The sequence below is a fragment of the Patiriisocius marinus genome (assembly GCF_008974325.1).
Taxonomy (GTDB): domain Bacteria; phylum Bacteroidota; class Bacteroidia; order Flavobacteriales; family Flavobacteriaceae; genus Patiriisocius; species Patiriisocius marinus.
This window is the reverse complement of record NZ_BKCG01000002.1, coordinates 363,451-380,848: the sequence shown is the minus strand read 5'-3', so window position 1 is coordinate 380,848 and position 17,398 is coordinate 363,451. Positions and strand designations below refer to the sequence as shown.

Here is a 17,398-nt window from a genome sequence, read left to right as displayed (position 1 = left end):
TAAACATCTGTTAATTAATGTGTTGTATTTATGGCACGCGCTTTGGTTTCTTGTAAACAAATAGCGCTTGTCTCTACGCTTTTATAGAGGCATAACCCAAAAATCAATACATATGAAAAAAGTGATTTTACTAGCAGGTTTGTTCCTAATTGGAATTTCTGCGCAGGCAATTACAAACCACCAAGAAAATGTAGCGTCAACTCCGGGAAAACACAAACGCTATAACAATGCTCAGAATATCTCATTTGTAGAGAATGATATCATTTTTACGGTATCAACAAACGGTCAATTTAATTTTAATGTCTTAAATCAAAAACAACATAGAAATTATCGTACCAGAAATAACAATCATATCGGTAACTATCCACAAGCAAGAAGCTCTGGTCGTTATATTTCAAATTATCAAAGGGAATACATTAAACGTGATTTCTACGGAAATATCACACAAATAAACCGTACTCCTATTAATTATAAGAAAAATGGAAAAGTACGATCTATAGGGAATGTAAAGTTGAGATATCACAAAGGGCGTCTAATAAAAGTTGGCGGATTAGATATTACATATAATAGGTTTGGAGATATCCGTGATACTTTTGGATTTATTAATACATATAATAATTTTTGGCACGATGGTTGTGATTTAAATAATGTTAATCATCGGAAACAACACAACGGAAAAGCAGATGATAGAAACAATAGACTTAAAGGTCGTAGAGATAAAATAAAGAATAAAAGAAGTTAATAATTTTTTGGTTGGTTAGTTTTTAGAACCCGTTAATATCACTTGATATCAACGGGTTTTATCTTTTAATAAATTTCGAATATTTCCGAAGTCATACACTTCACTCCAACATTAATAAATCCACAAAACCCCTTGTAAATAGGGGTTTTAAGTTTTTGGCACGGTCTATGCAAATCATTAAACGTACAACGCTCATTCAAGTCATTTAGCAAGTACATCTAAACTTTATGTTATGAAAAACTTCAAAACAATGCTGTTCTTTTTCCTTGCAATAGGAATTTCAGCTAACGCAAAAACAACTAACACACCAGAAAATAATTCTTATAATAATTATGATGGTAAAGCTTACATATTTGTAGAAGGAAGTGTTGAATTTTCAGTTTTCCCAGACGGACAATTTGATTTTGTTTATGTTGGACCTCAAAACGGAACTGAAGTTATTATCTCAACTCCTAATGTAAATTTAAGTTTCAATGGTGGTCACGATTATGAAGCATATGTTCAATATGACGACTATGGCGCAATTATTCAAGTTGAAGATGTAGAAGTTTATTACGATGAATATGGTCGTATCTCACAAGCTGGAAATGTGGATATTTCATATAGAAATAGACGTATAGTTCGTGTAGGCGGATTACATATTAACTATAATAGTTATGGGTATTATGATTATACAACTGGATACATTAATCCTTACAACAGAATTTATGTATTCCGTCCTTGGCATTCATTTTATATTCGCCCTATATACAGTAACTGTATAGTTTGGGATGTACCTTACCGTCGTTATTATACACCACTTAGATATAGCTATTACCATCACGTAGGCTACTATAACAATAGAAACGTAACACCATATCATAATTCACGAAGAGATTTTTATCGTCCAGGAAGTAGAGTTCATTATCAAAATGGACGTACGGCAGTAAACAGAAATTATAGAGAAGGAAGAACAAACACAATGGTTAATAGTCACGGTCGTAGAACTAATACTGCTGTTGCAAATACAAATAGTAGAAACAACGCAAGAGCTACAACATCAAGAAACAGTTCAAGAAGTGTAAATCGTCAAGAAAACACTACTCGTGTAAACTCTCGTGGTACTGTAGCAAGAAACATTCGTGCTACTACTACACGTCCATCGACAATTAGAAGTGATAGAGGTACTACTACCCGTCCTTCAACTAATAAAGTTGATAGAAGTAGAAATAATACACAGCGTACTGTTGCATCAAATAATACACCTAGAGTAGCAAAACAACGTACAACTAGTACTTCTAGACCTAAAACTACTACACCTAAACGTTCTACAAGAACTACAAGTAGTTCAAATAGAAATTCTAGTACAGCAAGGTCTACTCGTTCAACTTCAACAAGTAGAAGTAATAGTAAAACGGCTACACCTAGAAGAGGTAGAAGTCTATAATATTTTTTTGGTTGGTTTTTAAACCCCTTTCAAGCATTTATGTTTGATGGGGGTTTCTATTTTAAAGTTACATCGTTAATCAACTTAGCCAAATTTTCGGTTAAAGTTTCACGAGTATAAGCCGAAATATTAGTGTTATTTAAAACAAGATTATCTGCTTTATAAGCTTTGTAATGTTTGGTAATTATAGCTTTAATATTTTCTTCTTCATTACTTGAGATAAAAACTCCAGTATTTGTAGTTTTTAATATATTATTTATATCACTTCCCTTTGGTCCTAATGCTACAATAGGTCTATTCGCTTGTAAGTATTCGAATAACTTTCCTGGTATAATAGCTTTCGTTTCTGGGCTATCAATTTCTAACAATAATAAAACTTGCGATGTTCTCTGAAATATTTTCGCTTCAGTGTGTGACACATAGCCTTTATACACCGCTCTAGTACTTAAGCCGTATTCCTTTATAGAATTTACAACTTCTTCACTTATAGCACCTGCAAAAATAAGTTGAAGATCGGTTGCAAAACATTTATCCTCTTGGCACATTTCAGCTAAAACCCTCCATAAATTAATAGGATTTCGCTCTGTAAGTAATGAACCAATATGAGCTAATGTAAATTTAGAACTTAAGATTTGTTGCTTAATATTATCTGGCTCAAAACCATTTGTAATGACACTTATAGGTTTAGTTGTTATTTGTTTAAACTCCCTCTTAGTTGTAGGACTAGTTACTATAATATGATCTGCGGAATTCAATACCTCTCGCTCTAAACGTTTGTGTTTATTAGCCGAAATTTTCAACAATTGAAGTGATTTATGATAATGAATTGTTGTCCAAGGATCTCTAAAATCTGCTATCCATTTAACGCCAATAGTTTTTTGTAATTTTTGTCCAATTAAATGTAAACTATGTGGTGGTCCAGTTGTGATAATTGCATCCTGAGGGTTATCTTTTAGATAATTTTCTAAATATGTAACTGAAGGTTTAACCCAAGCAACTCTAGCATCTGGAATAAAAAAATTCCCTCTCACAAAAAGTAATAATGAGTTTATAATACTTTTATTTTTTGCATCAATAATACCTTTACTTATTGTTTTAGTTTTCTTCTTTGATATAAATTTTGCTGCGCTGTAAGGTTCTTTAATAGGAAATTTTAAAACTGTAATATCTTTTGGAACTTCATTCACTAAATCCTCATCAATAATAGGATAGTTAGGGTTTTCTGGAATATACACAGTAGGTTCGATTCCAAACTTATTAAGATACGTAACAAACTTTAACCATCGCTGTACCCCTGGCCCTCCTGCAGGTGGCCAATAATAACAAATGATGAGTACCTTTTTCATACGATTAGGCCTCTCCTTTTTTCTTCATTCTAAAACCAATTACACCAAGAACTAATAGTAATAACACTATGCTACTTCCCAAAGCTATTGCACTTCCTGTTTTGATAACTAAAGGCTCAAACTTGAATTCAATTTTAGAAAATCCTTCTGGAACTGTCATAGCTCTCAGTAAGTAATCTGCTCTAATATAAGTAGCTTTCTCTCCGTCAATATATGCGTTCCATCCTTTTGGATAATACACTTCAGAAAAGACTGCTAATTGAGGTGATTTTGTAGCAGCTTCATATACTAAATGATTAGGAGTATTTTTTACTAATTCAATAGTAGCTGTGCTATCTCGTTGAATATTATCTAGTGGTAATTCATCTGTAAAACTCGCATTTATTACCACTGTCTTTTTAGTATCAAGACTGTCTAGTTGCAGTATTTCTTGATTTGCATCTTGAGCAATAATTACATTTTCTACAAACCAAGCATTTCCATTTGCATATGGATTGCGTTGTGCTACAATCCCTCCGTTTTTACCACGTAAGGTAATGTACCTCACATTCATCATATTCAAAACTCCTATGTCACCTTGATTGATATAAAAATCAGCTAAATCTTGCATTCTGCCAGGCTTAGCAGCGTGATACCCACCTAATGAACTATGGTAATAACTTGTTTGCGCACTATTAAATGCATTATTAGCTGCGTCATAAACTCTATAGCGACCTTTATCTTTTAAAATTTGATCATCTGAAGGATTTCTTGGGAACGGTTGCTCCATAACGCGTTTGTTTACAAAATCGTCATTAGTAACATAACGTTTGTCAACACCTACTAAATCAAATAAAATAATCACAATTAAAACACCAACAGCTGGAAGCATTTTTATTTTTTTAATACTATAAACCCATAATGCTCCTGCAGTTAATAATACAAGTATTAAACTTCTAATGCTATCACTTTGCATTACAGCCATTCGATCTTCTCTAACTGCATCAATAAAAGGAGCTCCCATTGCTTCAATAATATCTCCATCATAAGGACTAACAAAATCAAACAAAGTACTTTTAAATAGTATTACAAGTACACAAAAACCACCAACAATTCCTGTAGCATACATCAATGCTTTCTTTCTTTTTTCTTCTGAAACAAATTCATTAAAAAATTGCTGTAGTCCTACAATAGCTAGAATAGGAAGCACTAATTCAATAATAACTTGAATTGAAGAGACCGCTCTAAACTTATTATATAACGGAACATAATCGATGAAAATTTCAGTTAAAAATTCGAGGTTTCTACCCCAAGAAAGAAACAGGCTTAATAAGAAAGCCGAAAGTACCCACCATTTTAATCTTCCTCTAACTAAAAATAATGCTAATACTGCTAAAAATATTATTACAGCACCTATATAAGCAGGGGCAGCAACAATAGGTTGATCTCCCCAATATAAAGGAATTTGACCTAAAGTTTCAACCGCTTGCTGTGGGGTTGCCCCCATTTGTAATAAAACATTTTCAGTAGCAGAATCTTCAGGAAACTCTTCACTTGACCCACCTCCTAAAAAACGAGGAATAAACAAGTTTAAAGTTTCTAGTTGACCGTAACTATATGTCGTTATATAATCATAATCTAATCCCTCAGTTTTCACTTTTGGAGTTCCATCTGGGTTTATCGTCAATTCACTTTCGCCTCTCGTTGAAGTATCGGCATATTCTTTAGTAGCCATTAAGTTAGTAGCATTCAAACCTAAAGCAATTAATACGGCAATCACCATTACTCCTATTGCTTTAAAATAATGAGGAAGCAAATTCTTTTTAAAGGCATCAACTAAATAGGCAATCCCTACACATACAACAAGCAATAAAAGATAGTAAGTCATCTGAAAATGGTTTGCAGATAATTCGAGTCCCATCGCAATGGCGGTAAGAACCATTCCCCATAAAAACTTACCTCTAAATGTTAGAATTATTCCGCTTAAAACTAGTGGCATATATGCAATAGCGTGTGCTTTAGCATTGTGACCTACTCCCAGTATGATAATTAGATAGGTAGAAAAACCAAAAGCCAAAGCACCTAAAAACGCGAGTTTGTAGTCAAGTTTCAGAACAAGAAACAGAATATACATTCCTATAAAATATAGAAAAAGATAATCGGCTGGACGTGGTAAAAACCGAAGTGTTGCGTCTAATTTTTTAATATAATTATGCGGATATTGTGCACCTAATTGATAAGTTGGCATTCCTCCAAAAGCACTATCAGTCCAGTAAGTTTCTTCACCTGTAGCTGCTCTAAAATCACGAAGTTCTTTCGCCATTCCATTATGCTGAGCGATATCACTTTGAAAAATAGTTTTACCACTAAGTACTGGGCTAAAATATGCTAAAGAAACTATTACAAATAATAGCATACAAATAAGATGCGGCACAAACGCGCCTAAATATTTTTTCATAAGAAAAATCAAAAGATTATTTATCGTTGAAAATTATAAAAAATATAAGAGACCACGTGGTTGTTTAGAATAATAAGTGATTTACTAGTCTATTTCTTCAAAATCGACATACTCACCAACTGGTTTTGAACCTGATTTCTGTTTAGGTATTTTATCTATTGTTATTTCACCTTCTTTTTTTTGCTGAGGTTGTGCCCCTTGCATGTGGCTAAACATATCTTCAAACTTTTGTCCTGCTTTCTTTTGAATGTAGCGCATTATATAAGGTGAGGCAAGTTTCAGAAGAAATTTTAAGCCAAAATATATAAGGAGTATGATTAAAATCGTTTTGATAAATGCCATGGTATTGAATATAAGTTTTCAAAAATACAAAGTAGCTTGTAAAAACCGTGAAACCTGTTATTAAATAAATGATAAATCTTATATCTTTGAATTAAACCGTTTTTTATGAAAACTAACAACCTTCTATCTCTATTATTACTTTTGTGCACCGCTATTGCTACTGCACAATACACCGAAACTATCAACAATAATAGACCTGGAGGATCGCAAGGTGCTTTTTCGGTAGGTACAAATGTTTTACAATTTGAAGGTGGTTTTGGCTTAGGTAGTGAAGAACATCGCTTACTTGAAACTGAAACTTCTGCCTTTGCAATTGATTATGCTGTGAGATATGGTTTTTGGCGTGAGGAACTAGAGGTTAGTTTGATTGGTGAATATCAAAGTAATAGTGTTACTGATAATCGTGGAGCAATACCCATAGATTATAAAGAAAGTAATTTTAGAAGTAATACGCTAGGTGCTAAATACCTTGTTTATGACCCATATAGAAAAAGAGATTTACAAGGTCCAAATTTGTATAGCTGGAAAGCGAACAATAGTTTTCAATGGAGAGATTTGATACCTGCTGTTTCAATATATGCTGGAGCAAATTTTGATTTTGATGACAACCCATTCACTCCAGAGGACGAACTTACAATTAGCCCTAAAATTGTGCTTGCAACCCAAAACAACTTTAAAGGTGGTTTTGTATTTGTAACGAATATTATAGCAGACCGTGTGTCAACACCTACTCCCACTTACGGTTACATACTAACATTAACTCATACACTAACAGACTGGTTTTCTATTTTTGTTGAAAACCAAGGATTTAAAAGTGATTTTTACGCAGATCAGTTACTACGAGGTGGGGTTGCTGCTTTAGTATCTAAAGATTTTCAAGTAGATGTTTCTGGACTTTATAGTTTAAAAGATACGCCAAGTAGAGCATACGTACGTGTAGGTGTTTCATATAGATTAGATTTTCACGGAGAAGATGAATTTTTAGAAGAAAAAGGAAAAGCCGGAAGAGAAATACGTCGCGCTGAAAAAAATAAAAAGAAAGGAAAGAAAGACGAAGTAAAAGAAAAGAAGAAAAAAGAGAAAAGACGTAAAGATGGTTTTGAAGGAGAAGATGATGATGACGGTGGTAAAAAATAATAAAACTGAAGTTTGAAAGTACTATATGATTACAGTAAAAGAAATTACATCAAAAAGTGAGTTAAAGCAATTTGTAAAGTTCCCTTTTAAACTTTACAAAAACTGCCCATATTGGGTAGCCCCATTAACTAACGAAGAGTTAGAAACACTTGACAAGGATATAAACCCTGTGTTTAAAAATGCTGATGCTTGGTATTATCTTGCGTATAAAGACGGCGAAATTGTAGGCCGTATTGCGGTTATTGTAAACCATTTAGAGGTAAATAATATTGGCAAGAAAAAGGTACGTTTTGGTTGGTTAGACATGATAGATGACCTTGACGTAACTCAAGCATTATTAGCCAAAGCGTATGAGATAGGAAATGCTCAAAATCTTGAATATGTTGAAGGTCCTGTTGGTTTTAGTAACATGGAAAAAGCTGGTATACTTACAAAAGGTTTTGAAGAATTGAATACTATGATAACTTGGTATCAATATCCCTACTATGCAGAGCATTTTGAAAAACTTGGTTTCGAAAAACAAGCTACCTGGGTTGAATATAAACTAAGCATTCCTCCTACTATAAAAGAAAAAGTAGCGAAATTTTCAGGAATTGTAAAGAAACGGTATGGCTTATCAGTTATTCCATTTAACAATAAGAAAGAAATTATCCCCTATGTGGATACAATGTTCGAATTATTGAATAAGACCTATAACACTTTACAAACATTTGTACCAATACAACAATATCAAATAGATTACTATAAAGAAAAGTATTTCAAATTTATACATCCAGATTATATTACTTGTATTCAAGATAAGGATAATAATTTGATAGCTTTTTCAATTGTTATGCCTTCATTTAGCGAAGCATTAAAAAAAGCGAAAGGAAGTATGTTCCCTTTTGGTTGGTACCATTTATGGCAAGCACAACGAAAAAATGATCGTGCAGCATTTTATTTAATTGGTATTGACCCAGAATATCAAGGAAAAGGAGTCACAGCAATTATCTTTGAAGAAATGCAATACCTTTTTAATAGTAAAGGGATTGATAAAGTAGAAACTAATCCAGAACTACAAGAGAACACAGCGGTACAGTTACTTTGGAAGGATTACGAACCAAAACAACATAAAGAAAGATCTACCTTTAGAAAAGATTTGTAAACATAAAAAAGCCCTCAAATGAGGGCTTTTTTATGTAATATTTAAAACGTAGAAATTTATTCACCAAAAGCCGCAGCTACTGAAGCTGATAGTCTTTTATAAGTACCATTTTCTAAACGTTCTCTAATACCTGAGAATGCTTCTAATGTAGTATTAATATCTTCCATAGTATGAGTTGCTGTTGGAATCATACGTAATAAAATTAAACCTTTAGGAATTACTGGATAAACTACAATAGAAGTAAACACCCCATAGTTTTCACGTAAATCTTTAACTAAAGCCATAGCCTCAGGTACAGATCCTTTTAAGTATACTGGAGTCACACAACTTTGTGTCGTTCCTAAATCAAAGCCACGCTCTCTTAAACCGCCTTGTAAAGCTCGTACATTTTCCCAAAGTTTATCTTTAAACTCAGTACTTGAACGCATCATATCTAAACGTTTTAATGCTCCTACAACAAGTTGCATCTGTAATGATTTAGCAAACATTTGAGATCTAAGATTATACTTTAAGTAATTCATAATCTCCTCATCACCTGCTATAAAAGCTCCTGTGCTTGCCATAGACTTAGCAAACGTTGCAAAGTACACATCTATATCATCCTGCACTCCTTGCTCCTCACCTGCACCAGCACCAGTTTTACCTAAAGTACCAAAACCGTGTGCATCATCAACAAATAACCTAAAATTAAATTTTTTCTTAAGAGCAACAATTTCTTTTAACCTTCCTTGTTCACCACGCATTCCAAAAACACCTTCCGAAATCAATAAGATTCCTCCACCTGTTTTCTCTGCCATTTTAGTTGCACGAGTAAGGTTTTTTTCGATACTTTCCATATCGTTATGCTTGTATGTAAAACGTTGCCCCATGTGCAACCTAACACCATCTATAATACAAGCGTGAGCGTCAACATCATAAACAATTACATCATCTTTTGACACCAATGCATCAATAGTAGATACCATACCTTGGTACCCAAAGTTCAATAAATATGCTGCTTCTTTATTTACAAAGGCTGCTAATTCGTTTTGTAATTGTTCGTGAAGATCTGTGTGACCACTCATCATTCTTGCTCCCATCGGGTAAGCAGATCCGTATGCTGCTGCTGCTTCTGCATCAACTTTACGAACTTCAGGATTATTCGCAAGCCCTAAGTAATCATTTACACTCCAAGTGATTACCTCTTTACCATTGAATTTCATACGATTAGAGATAGGACCTTCAAGCTTAGGAAACACAAAATATCCTTCAGCTACTTCCGCCCATTTTCCTAATGGTCCCTTATCTTTATAAATCTTATCAAATAAATCTTTCATCTATTAAGTTTTGTTTCAGAGTAAGCCGCAAAATTAGCGAATTTTCTCCTTATTGCATAGTTTTTAATGATTTGTAAACATTCATTTACAAACAGGTAATAAACAGAAAATTTCCGAAGCGTTTAACTTCGGAAATTTTAAGCATTTGTCAATTGTTCTTTTTATTTTATATATGAAATAGCGTTGCTTTCTTGATTCACAGAATCAAAGAAACCTTGTTGACTCATCCACTCATCACTATATATTTTACTCATATATCGTGAACCGTGATCTGGAAAAATTACAACTACTATACTATCTTTGTCAAAAACACCTTCTTCGCTCATCTGCTTAATACCTTGCATTGCAGCTCCACTAGTGTACCCTACAAAAAGTCCTTCTGTTTTAGCTATTTCTCTTGCAGTGTGTGCACTATTTTCATCAGTAACTTTCGTAAAACTATCAATTACATCAAAATCAGTCGCTGATGGGATCAAGTTTTTTCCTAGACCTTCTATCCTGTAAGGGTAAATTTCATCTTTATCAAATTCCTTAGTTTCGTGAAATTTCTGAAGAACTGATCCATAGGCATCAATTCCTAAAATTTTCACTTCTGGATTTTGCTCTTTCAAATATCTTCCTATTCCAGAAATTGTTCCACCAGTACCACTACAAGCAACTAAATGTGTAATCTGCCCATTTGTTTGTTCCCAAATTTCTTTTCCAGTAGTATGATAATGTGCTTCTATATTAAGCTCATTAAAATATTGGTTAATATAAACAGACCCTTTAGTTTCTTGATGTAATCTTTTAGCTACTTCATAATATGACCTTGAATCATCTGCTGGTACGTGAGCAGGACAAACATACACTTCTGCTCCCATTGTTCGCAGCATATCTATTTTGTCTTTTGAAGATTTTGAACTTACAGCTAAAATACATTTATACCCTTTAATGATACTAACCATAGCTATACTGAATCCAGTATTTCCACTTGTAGTTTCAATAATTGTATCGCCGGGCTTAAGGATTCCTTTTTTTTCTGCTTGTTCTAATATATAAAGTGCAATCCTATCTTTAGAGGAGTGTCCTGGGTTAAAAGCTTCTACTTTAGCGTAGAATGAACCTTTCATTCCCTTAGTTATTTTTTGTAACTCAATTAAAGGAGTATTTCCTATTAATTCAAGTACTGAGCTATGTGCTTGTATGTTTTTCTTCATAGAGGAGTGTTAGGTAAAAATCGAAAAAATGATTTTTAAAACGGTGCAAAGATAATCAATTTTAATTTTATTTTGTAATACCCTCTAAATCAAATATAAATGCATAATTTTTAGCAACTTCTTTCAATGCCTCAAATCTCCCAGATGCACCTCCGTGGCCAGCTTCCATATTTGTATCCATAAATAATACATTATTATCTGTCTTCATTTCGCGTAATTTAGCAACCCATTTTGCAGGTTCCCAGTATTGTACTTGACTATCGTGAAGTCCAGTGGTAACAAACATATTTGGGTATGCCTTAGCTTCTACATTATCGTAGGGCGAATATGATTTCATATAGTTATAATAATCAGGATCATTAGGATTACCCCACTCATCATACTCTCCAGTTGTTAAAGGGATAGTATCATCTAGCATAGTTGTGACAACATCTACAAAAGGCACTGCAGCAATAACTCCATTATATAATTCTGGAGCTAAATTTACAACCGCTCCCATTAATAAACCACCTGCAGATCCACCCTGAGCATATAAATGCTTGTTAGAAGTATATCCTTCTGAAATCATAAACTTCGAAGCATCTACAAAATCAGTAAAAGTATTTTTCTTATTGAGTAATTTTCCATCTTCGTACCAATCTCTACCTAAATATTGACCTCCACGAATATGTGCTATTGCATATATAAAACCACGATCCAATAAACTTAATCTTACACTCGAGAAATATGGATCTATAGTAGCACCGTATGAACCATACGCATAAAGTAATAATGGATTTTCTCCATTATTCTTCATACCTTTTTTATAAACCATAGAAACTGGAATTTTAGTCCCATCCTCTGCAGTTGCCCAAACGCGCTTAGATTCATAATTTGATTTGTCAAATTTTCCACCTAGAACTTCTGTTTCTTTCAAGACAGTTTTTTCTTTAGTTCTCATATTGAAATCGATAGTTGAAGATGGTGTTGTTAATGATGAATAACCATAACGCAATACTTCGCTATCAAAATCGGGATTTGTACTAGCTCCTGCTGTGTAGGTTTCGTTATCAAAAGGCAAATAGTAATCTGCAGTATTATCCCAACGCTTTATATTAATTTTATTTAGACCATTTGAACGTTCACTAACAACTAAGTAATCTTTAAAAATTTCTATATCTTCTAGAAAAACATCTTTTCTGTGCGGTATTACATCTTTCCAATTCTCCATACCTGTTTTATTATCAGGTGTTTTCATTAATTTGAAATTCGTTGCCTTGTCTTTATTAGTAACGATATAGAAATCATCACCATAATGAGCAATATCATATTCTAAACCTCTGGTTCGAGGTTGAAATACTTTAAATTCTCCTTTTGGAGTATCAGCAGATAAAATTTGATATTCTGATGTTAGAGTACTGTATGAACCAATTACGATAAATTTTTTAGATTTTGTTTTATAGACATAAGTCCCAAATGTTTCATCTTCTTCTGTAAATATTTTCACATCACTATCAGGATTTTCCCCTAATGTATGTCTGTAAATTTCATTTGAACGAAGTGTTTGCTCATCTTTACGAGTGTAAAATATAGTTTTATTATCACTCGCCCAAGTAGCACCACCAGTTGTAAGAGGGATCTTTTCCTTTAAAATTTCACCAGTAATTAAGTTTTTAATGTAGATAGTATATTTACGTCTACTTACAGTATCAATCCCAAAAGTTGCCAAGGTATTATCCGGACTAACACTAATGGAATTTAAATTGAAATAAGAATGACCTTCAGCAAGTTCATTTGCATCAAACATAATTTCTTCTTCAGCTTCTAAACTATCTTTTTTACGGGTATAAATTGGATAATCTTTTCCAGTTTCAAAACGCGTTATATAATAATAGCCATTAAGCTTATAAGGAACAGATTCGTCATCTTCTTTTATCCTACTTTTCATTTCTTCAAACAAATCATCTTGAAATCCTTTTGTATGGGCAGTCATTTTTTCGTAGTAATCGTTTTCACGTTCTAGGTAATCAATAACTTCAGGGTTTTCTCGATCATTTAACCAATAGTAACTATCATCGCGAACATCATCGTGCATTTCAAGGTTCTTTGCTATCTTTTCTACTTTAGGAGGCATTATATCCATGGAAGGGGTTTTCTTTTGTTTAGTTTCACAAGCGGTTGCAAAAATAAGTGATGCAAGTCCTAAGGAGTGTAAATAGTTCATAAAAATTGATTAAAAATGACAATACAAAGTACTAAATTTGTAATGAATTAAAAACTATAAATTATGTTTGGAGATATTATGGGTATGATGGGTAAAATCAAAGAGACCCAAGAAAAAGTTGAAGCTACTAAGATTCGTTTAGACACTGTTTTAGTTGACGAAAAAAGTGCTGATGGATTATTATCAGTAACACTTACAGCCAACAGAAATATTAAGTCTATTTCACTAGATGACAGTTTATTAGAAGACAAAGAAATGCTTGAAGATTATTTAATACTAACTTTAAATAAAGCTATTGCAAAAGCAACTGAGATTAATGATACTGAACTTGCAGCTGTCGCTAAAGAAGGAATGCCTAATATACCTGGAATGGACGGAATGTTTAAATAGTAAATGCAGTTTATTAAATAATTTTATTAAAAAAAGCCTGAAGTGTATCTTCAGGCTTTTTTTAATAAAATTATAATAGTATTCTATAAATACTTATTTATAAATTTTTCATGATGTGAGATATCTTTATATGAATTAAAAGAACTATATCCTGATATTTTCCCTAATTCTCTTCCACCTTTACTCACCATAACAACTTTTGGAAAAGATTTACTTTTATTATATTTATCAATTATAGTTCGGTTGTATTTCATTTGTTCTGGAGAAATGATATCCTTTCTTCTAGGATAATCTATTAAAAGCAATACGAACTTATCAGCATTATCTTCAAATGCTGGAGTATTAAAATAATCGTCTTTAAGTGCAATACAAGGTGCGCACCAATCACTTCCAGTAAAAAATAATATTATATTCTTATTCTCTTTATTAGCTTGTTTTTTTGCTTCTTCTAAATTAGTTAACCAATGTAATTTAGAAACAGACACAGTTTCTTCAGTACTTGAAGTTTCTTCCATGTCGTCAACCTGCTCATTAAAATTAACTTGTTGTGCAGAAATACTCATTGCACTGACCATCATAAAAAATAAAAAGATCTTTTTCATTGTTACATTTTTATAAAGAAGATTTTACATAATCTATGCCAAAGTTGGCAAAAAAAAAAAGAATTCCCAAATAAATGGGAATTCTCTTTTATTATGAACTATCAATTAAGATAGTAGAATATGTACTTAAATCTTAGTTGTTAATCAATCTAAACTCAGTACGACGGTTTGCAGAGTGCTCACGCTCAGTACAAGAAACACCATCTTTACATCTGTTAGTTAATTTACGCTCACCAAAACCATTAGCAACTAATAAGCTACTGTTGATTCCTTTTGTCTCTAAGTATTTAGCTACTGCTTGTGCTCTTCTTTCAGAAAGATCTTGGTTAGAAGAAGCTCCACCTCTAGAATCTGTATGAGAAGCAATCTCTAATTTAACTCCTGGGTTGTTAGCTAATACAGGCATTAAACGAGTGTCAATGATGTTTTTAGCTTGAGGAGTTAATGTTGCAGAACCTAAGTTCCAGTTGATAGGTAACGCTTGGTACTCAACTAAAGCACATTCAACTTCTTTCCAAGTTGTAAGTCCACCTTTTGATTGTAATACTTCTTTAGTAACAGTTCTTGTAGTTCCTTGGATATCAGTTTCTGTTACAGAAGCATCAGATACTAATTTAGTAACTTTTAAAGTTTTAGACTGACTTGGGATAGCAACAGCTCTTGTTGTAGGAGGAGTTGACATAACTCTCTTAGAGAAAGTTTTAGAAACTGGAGCGATATCTTCAACTCTAGTAGTTTCGTTAGTGTACATCGTTTTCTTAACTGTAGAAGTTACAGCAGGAATTTCAATACGCTCAGTTGTAGGAGGTGTAACCATAACTCTTTTAGTCATAGTCTTAGTTACAGCTGGTACATCGATAACTCTTGTTGTTGGAGGAGTTACCATAACAGTAGTTTGTACAGTTGTAGTTTCACCAGGAATATCAATTACTCTTGTTGAAGCTGGGCGAACTAATACAGTTCTTGTATAAGTACCCATACCACAAGGCTCACCACCATTGTTGTTAGGATCACAATCTGGAGTCTTTACAAATGAAGCAGGAGATGAAATACGTTGTACTGGAATAGTAGTGTATTCAGCTGGAATTCCTTTGTAACACTAGTAACGACAATCGTTAGGGTCACTAGACTGACAGTCTGCAGCAGGTGTATCACTCATTTCCCAACGAGCAGTTGCAGGCTTAACCTCTACAGTTTCGTAGTCTGTTGTGAATGTTGCTGGACTTGTGCTAATAGAAGATCCAAATTCTCTTTTCTTATAAGAAGCTGTTTCAGTTCCAAACTCAGCAGGAATAACTTCTAAACGTTGAGAAGGCTCTTTAACTGTGATGGTAACATCTCTTGTTTCGTATACAGCAGGAACAGTTTCGATTTTCTGGTAAGCTGGCTGAGTTACGATCTCAAAAGTTTGATTTTCGTAAACTGCAGGTACAACTCTTAAGCTGTAACTTGCATCTTCAGTAACAACTGTTTCAGTTGATGTGCTACGCTCAGAAGGAACAACGATTAAACGTTGAGAAGGTTCTTTAGTAACAATAGTAAAAGACTCGTTAGTGTATTCCGCTGGAACAACTTCTAAGTTTTCAGCAGCAGATCTTGATTCTACAGTGATAGTTTCAGTTGTATATGTAGCTGGAGTTACACTTAACTTTTTGTATGCTGGAGCAGTTTGTACTGTTACTTCTTGGTTAACCCATACATCAGGTGTCACACAACGTACATAACATTTCCCAGGTTCTGGGTTAGTTGGAAGATCTTGAGCAAAAGTCACTGAAGCGACCATAAGTGCAAAACCTAATAAAATAGTTTTTTTCATGTTTGTTTAATTAATGGTTATTAAATTACGATACAAAAGTATATATTTAGAATGTTAAAGCCACTAGATTTGGCCTTAAATAAAGTTCATTTCTAAGTTTTTCGACTATTTTACGCAAAATGCAGATAAAGTGTAGGTATATCTGATAAACAACTCGTGTTGAGTAATTTAATTTTTATTTTTATAGTCAAAATCGCTAAATACATCGAAAAAAAACAACCAAAAAGATGATTCTCATTGAGAAAATAGAATTCTTAACGTTTTGTTAAAGGCAGTAATTTTTAAGGAATGATAATAACATATTATGCATCTCCTGAGTATAGTCTAAATGAGTAACTATTCTTAACTTTCCATGTCCCATATTACTTATTCTTATTTGCTCTTTTTCTAAGTCTCTTATAAAACTATCTTCTGAAATGCTATCATTTAAATAGAAAATCACAATATTAGTCTCTGTTGGTTCTACTTTAGTGATATAATTACTAGATTCTAACACTTCTGAAATTTCTTTAGCTCTTTTATGATCTTCAGCTAGTCTTTCTACATTGTTATCTAGTGCATATATTGCAGCTGCAGCCATAAAACCAACTTGTCGCATACCTCCTCCTAAAACTTTTCTAACACGTATCGCATTTTTCATTAATCGCTCCTGCCCTACTAAAACAGTCCCTAGTGGTGTTCCAAGTCCCTTACTTAAACAAATTGAAACTGTGTCAAACGTAGTTCCATAAAACGAAGGGTCTTCTTTATTCTCTACAATGGCATTCATTAACCTAGCCCCATCTAAATGAAGTCCAAGGTTATGTTCATCGCACACTTTTCTAATTTTTAATATTTCAGAATGACTATAGCAAGCTCCTCCCCCTTTATTAGTAGTGTTTTCCAAACAAACTAAACTAGATAATGGGCTATGGTAAAAATCTGGTGGATTTATATTATCAACTACTTGCGCTGCAGTAATCAACCCTCTTTCCCCATCAATTAACTTACATGAAACACCACTATTAAAAGAAACTCCCCCTCCTTCGTAATTATAAACGTGTGCCCATTTATCACATATTAATTGCTCTCCTGGCTGAGTGTGTAATTTAATAGCTGCTTGATTCGCCATACTACCTGTAGGAAAAAATAAGGCCGACTCTGCACCAAACATTTCCGCCATCCTTCTTTCTAATTCATTTACTGTTGGGTCTTCTTTATATACATCATCTCCTGTTTTAGCCGAAATTATCGCCTCTAACATACTTTTTGATGGTTTAGTTACTGTGTCACTTCTTAAATCTATTGTCATATCTATA

Annotated in this window: 14 protein-coding genes and 1 pseudogene; 5 read left to right on the top strand and 10 right to left on the bottom strand. The window is 33.2% G+C overall.

Features of this window, described 5'->3' with window-relative positions:
• The first annotated feature begins 112 nt into the window (after positions 1 to 112).
• Both GBH57_RS06705 and GBH57_RS06700 read left to right on the top strand, forming a co-directional pair.
• Complete coding sequence (locus tag GBH57_RS06705; RefSeq protein ID WP_151673334.1) at positions 113 to 742, top strand: hypothetical protein; 630 nt, start codon at positions 113 to 115, stop codon at positions 740 to 742.
• A gap of 232 nt (positions 743 to 974) precedes the next feature.
• The gene (locus tag GBH57_RS06700) at positions 975 to 2,168 is read left to right on the top strand and encodes a hypothetical protein (protein ID WP_151673332.1); all 1,194 of its coding nucleotides are present in this window, start codon (positions 975 to 977) and stop codon (positions 2,166 to 2,168) included.
• Positions 2,169 to 2,224: 56 nt separating this feature from the next.
• Here GBH57_RS06700 and GBH57_RS06695 read toward each other — a convergent pair whose 3' ends face one another.
• The 3 genes from GBH57_RS06695 to GBH57_RS06685 all read right to left on the bottom strand — a co-directional run bounded on the left by GBH57_RS06695 (position 2,225) and on the right by GBH57_RS06685 (position 6,293).
• On the bottom strand, positions 2,225 to 3,514 hold the full coding sequence (locus GBH57_RS06695; RefSeq protein ID WP_151673331.1) for a glycosyltransferase family 4 protein: 1,290 nt from the start codon (positions 3,512 to 3,514) through the stop codon (positions 2,225 to 2,227).
• A gap of 4 nt (positions 3,515 to 3,518) precedes the next feature.
• Positions 3,519 to 5,951: a hypothetical protein gene (locus GBH57_RS06690; RefSeq protein ID WP_151673329.1), complete on the bottom strand. Its 2,433-nt coding sequence runs from the start codon at positions 5,949 to 5,951 to the stop codon at positions 3,519 to 3,521.
• A gap of 84 nt (positions 5,952 to 6,035) precedes the next feature.
• Positions 6,036 to 6,293 carry a DUF4834 family protein gene (locus GBH57_RS06685; protein WP_151673327.1) on the bottom strand — a complete coding sequence of 86 codons (258 nt, stop codon included), beginning with the start codon at positions 6,291 to 6,293 and terminating at the stop codon, positions 6,036 to 6,038.
• A gap of 105 nt (positions 6,294 to 6,398) precedes the next feature.
• Here GBH57_RS06685 and GBH57_RS06680 point away from each other — a divergent pair, with 105 nt between their 5' ends.
• The gene (locus GBH57_RS06680; protein WP_151673325.1) at positions 6,399 to 7,430 is read left to right on the top strand and encodes a transporter; all 1,032 of its coding nucleotides are present in this window, start codon (positions 6,399 to 6,401) and stop codon (positions 7,428 to 7,430) included.
• A gap of 25 nt (positions 7,431 to 7,455) precedes the next feature.
• Positions 7,456 to 8,574, top strand: coding sequence for a GTP cyclohydrolase (locus GBH57_RS06675; protein ID WP_151673323.1), 1,119 nt, complete (start codon positions 7,456 to 7,458; stop codon positions 8,572 to 8,574).
• Positions 8,575 to 8,630: 56 nt separating this feature from the next.
• On the opposite strand, the gene capB is transcribed toward GBH57_RS06675, so the two are convergent.
• The 3 genes from capB to GBH57_RS06660 all read right to left on the bottom strand — a co-directional run bounded on the left by capB (position 8,631) and on the right by GBH57_RS06660 (position 13,292).
• Complete coding sequence (gene capB, locus GBH57_RS06670; protein ID WP_151673321.1) at positions 8,631 to 9,890, bottom strand: cysteate-C-fatty acyltransferase; 1,260 nt, start codon at positions 9,888 to 9,890, stop codon at positions 8,631 to 8,633.
• Between the two features lie 161 nt (positions 9,891 to 10,051).
• A complete protein-coding gene (gene capA / locus GBH57_RS06665) occupies positions 10,052 to 11,089 on the bottom strand; it encodes a cysteate synthase (protein WP_151673319.1) in 1,038 nt (345 codons plus the stop codon).
• Between the two features lie 67 nt (positions 11,090 to 11,156).
• Entirely contained in the window at positions 11,157 to 13,292 is a 2,136-nt protein-coding gene (locus GBH57_RS06660) for a S9 family peptidase (protein WP_151673317.1), read from the bottom strand.
• A gap of 63 nt (positions 13,293 to 13,355) precedes the next feature.
• Between GBH57_RS06660 and GBH57_RS06655 the strand changes: the two genes are divergently transcribed.
• Complete coding sequence (locus GBH57_RS06655; RefSeq protein ID WP_151673315.1) at positions 13,356 to 13,682, top strand: YbaB/EbfC family nucleoid-associated protein; 327 nt, start codon at positions 13,356 to 13,358, stop codon at positions 13,680 to 13,682.
• Between the two features lie 83 nt (positions 13,683 to 13,765).
• Here GBH57_RS06655 and GBH57_RS06650 read toward each other — a convergent pair whose 3' ends face one another.
• From GBH57_RS06650 to GBH57_RS06640, 4 genes and pseudogenes are all read right to left on the bottom strand, one after another.
• The gene (locus GBH57_RS06650; protein WP_235904660.1) at positions 13,766 to 14,284 is read right to left on the bottom strand and encodes a thioredoxin family protein; all 519 of its coding nucleotides are present in this window, start codon (positions 14,282 to 14,284) and stop codon (positions 13,766 to 13,768) included.
• 133 nt (positions 14,285 to 14,417) lie between these two features.
• Positions 14,418 to 14,897, bottom strand: a pseudogene (locus GBH57_RS16360) (OmpA family protein); the annotation flags it as partial.
• A 486-nt stretch (positions 14,898 to 15,383) separates the two neighbouring features.
• Positions 15,384 to 16,100 carry a hypothetical protein gene (locus GBH57_RS16210; RefSeq protein WP_235904658.1) on the bottom strand — a complete coding sequence of 239 codons (717 nt, stop codon included), beginning with the start codon at positions 16,098 to 16,100 and terminating at the stop codon, positions 15,384 to 15,386.
• Between the two features lie 265 nt (positions 16,101 to 16,365).
• Positions 16,366 to 17,391 (bottom strand): threonine aldolase family protein, encoded by a 1,026-nt coding sequence (locus tag GBH57_RS06640; RefSeq protein ID WP_151673313.1) that lies wholly within the window; start codon positions 17,389 to 17,391, stop codon positions 16,366 to 16,368.
• Between the last annotated feature and the right edge of the window lie 7 nt (positions 17,392 to 17,398).

Bases quoted from the DNA above. Each gene is read 5' to 3' on its own strand.
- GBH57_RS06705 (WP_151673334.1), top strand. From the start codon at position 113: ATGAAAAAAGTGATTTTACTAGCAGGTTTGTTCCTAATTGGAATTTCT.
- GBH57_RS06700 (WP_151673332.1), top strand. From the start codon at position 975: ATGAAAAACTTCAAAACAATGCTGTTCTTTTTCCTTGCAATAGGAATT.
- GBH57_RS06695 (WP_151673331.1), bottom strand. From the start codon at position 3,514: ATGAAAAAGGTACTCATCATTTGTTATTATTGGCCACCTGCAGGAGGG.
- GBH57_RS06690 (WP_151673329.1), bottom strand. From the start codon at position 5,951: ATGAAAAAATATTTAGGCGCGTTTGTGCCGCATCTTATTTGTATGCTA.
- GBH57_RS06685 (WP_151673327.1), bottom strand. From the start codon at position 6,293: ATGGCATTTATCAAAACGATTTTAATCATACTCCTTATATATTTTGGC.
- GBH57_RS06680 (WP_151673325.1), top strand. From the start codon at position 6,399: ATGAAAACTAACAACCTTCTATCTCTATTATTACTTTTGTGCACCGCT.
- GBH57_RS06675 (WP_151673323.1), top strand. From the start codon at position 7,456: ATGATTACAGTAAAAGAAATTACATCAAAAAGTGAGTTAAAGCAATTT.
- capB (WP_151673321.1), bottom strand. From the start codon at position 9,890: ATGAAAGATTTATTTGATAAGATTTATAAAGATAAGGGACCATTAGGA.
- capA (WP_151673319.1), bottom strand. From the start codon at position 11,089: ATGAAGAAAAACATACAAGCACATAGCTCAGTACTTGAATTAATAGGA.
- GBH57_RS06660 (WP_151673317.1), bottom strand. From the start codon at position 13,292: ATGAACTATTTACACTCCTTAGGACTTGCATCACTTATTTTTGCAACC.
- GBH57_RS06655 (WP_151673315.1), top strand. From the start codon at position 13,356: ATGTTTGGAGATATTATGGGTATGATGGGTAAAATCAAAGAGACCCAA.
- GBH57_RS06650 (WP_235904660.1), bottom strand. From the start codon at position 14,284: ATGAAAAAGATCTTTTTATTTTTTATGATGGTCAGTGCAATGAGTATT.
- GBH57_RS16210 (WP_235904658.1), bottom strand. From the start codon at position 16,100: ATGAAAAAAACTATTTTATTAGGTTTTGCACTTATGGTCGCTTCAGTG.
- GBH57_RS06640 (WP_151673313.1), bottom strand. From the start codon at position 17,391: ATGACAATAGATTTAAGAAGTGACACAGTAACTAAACCATCAAAAAGT.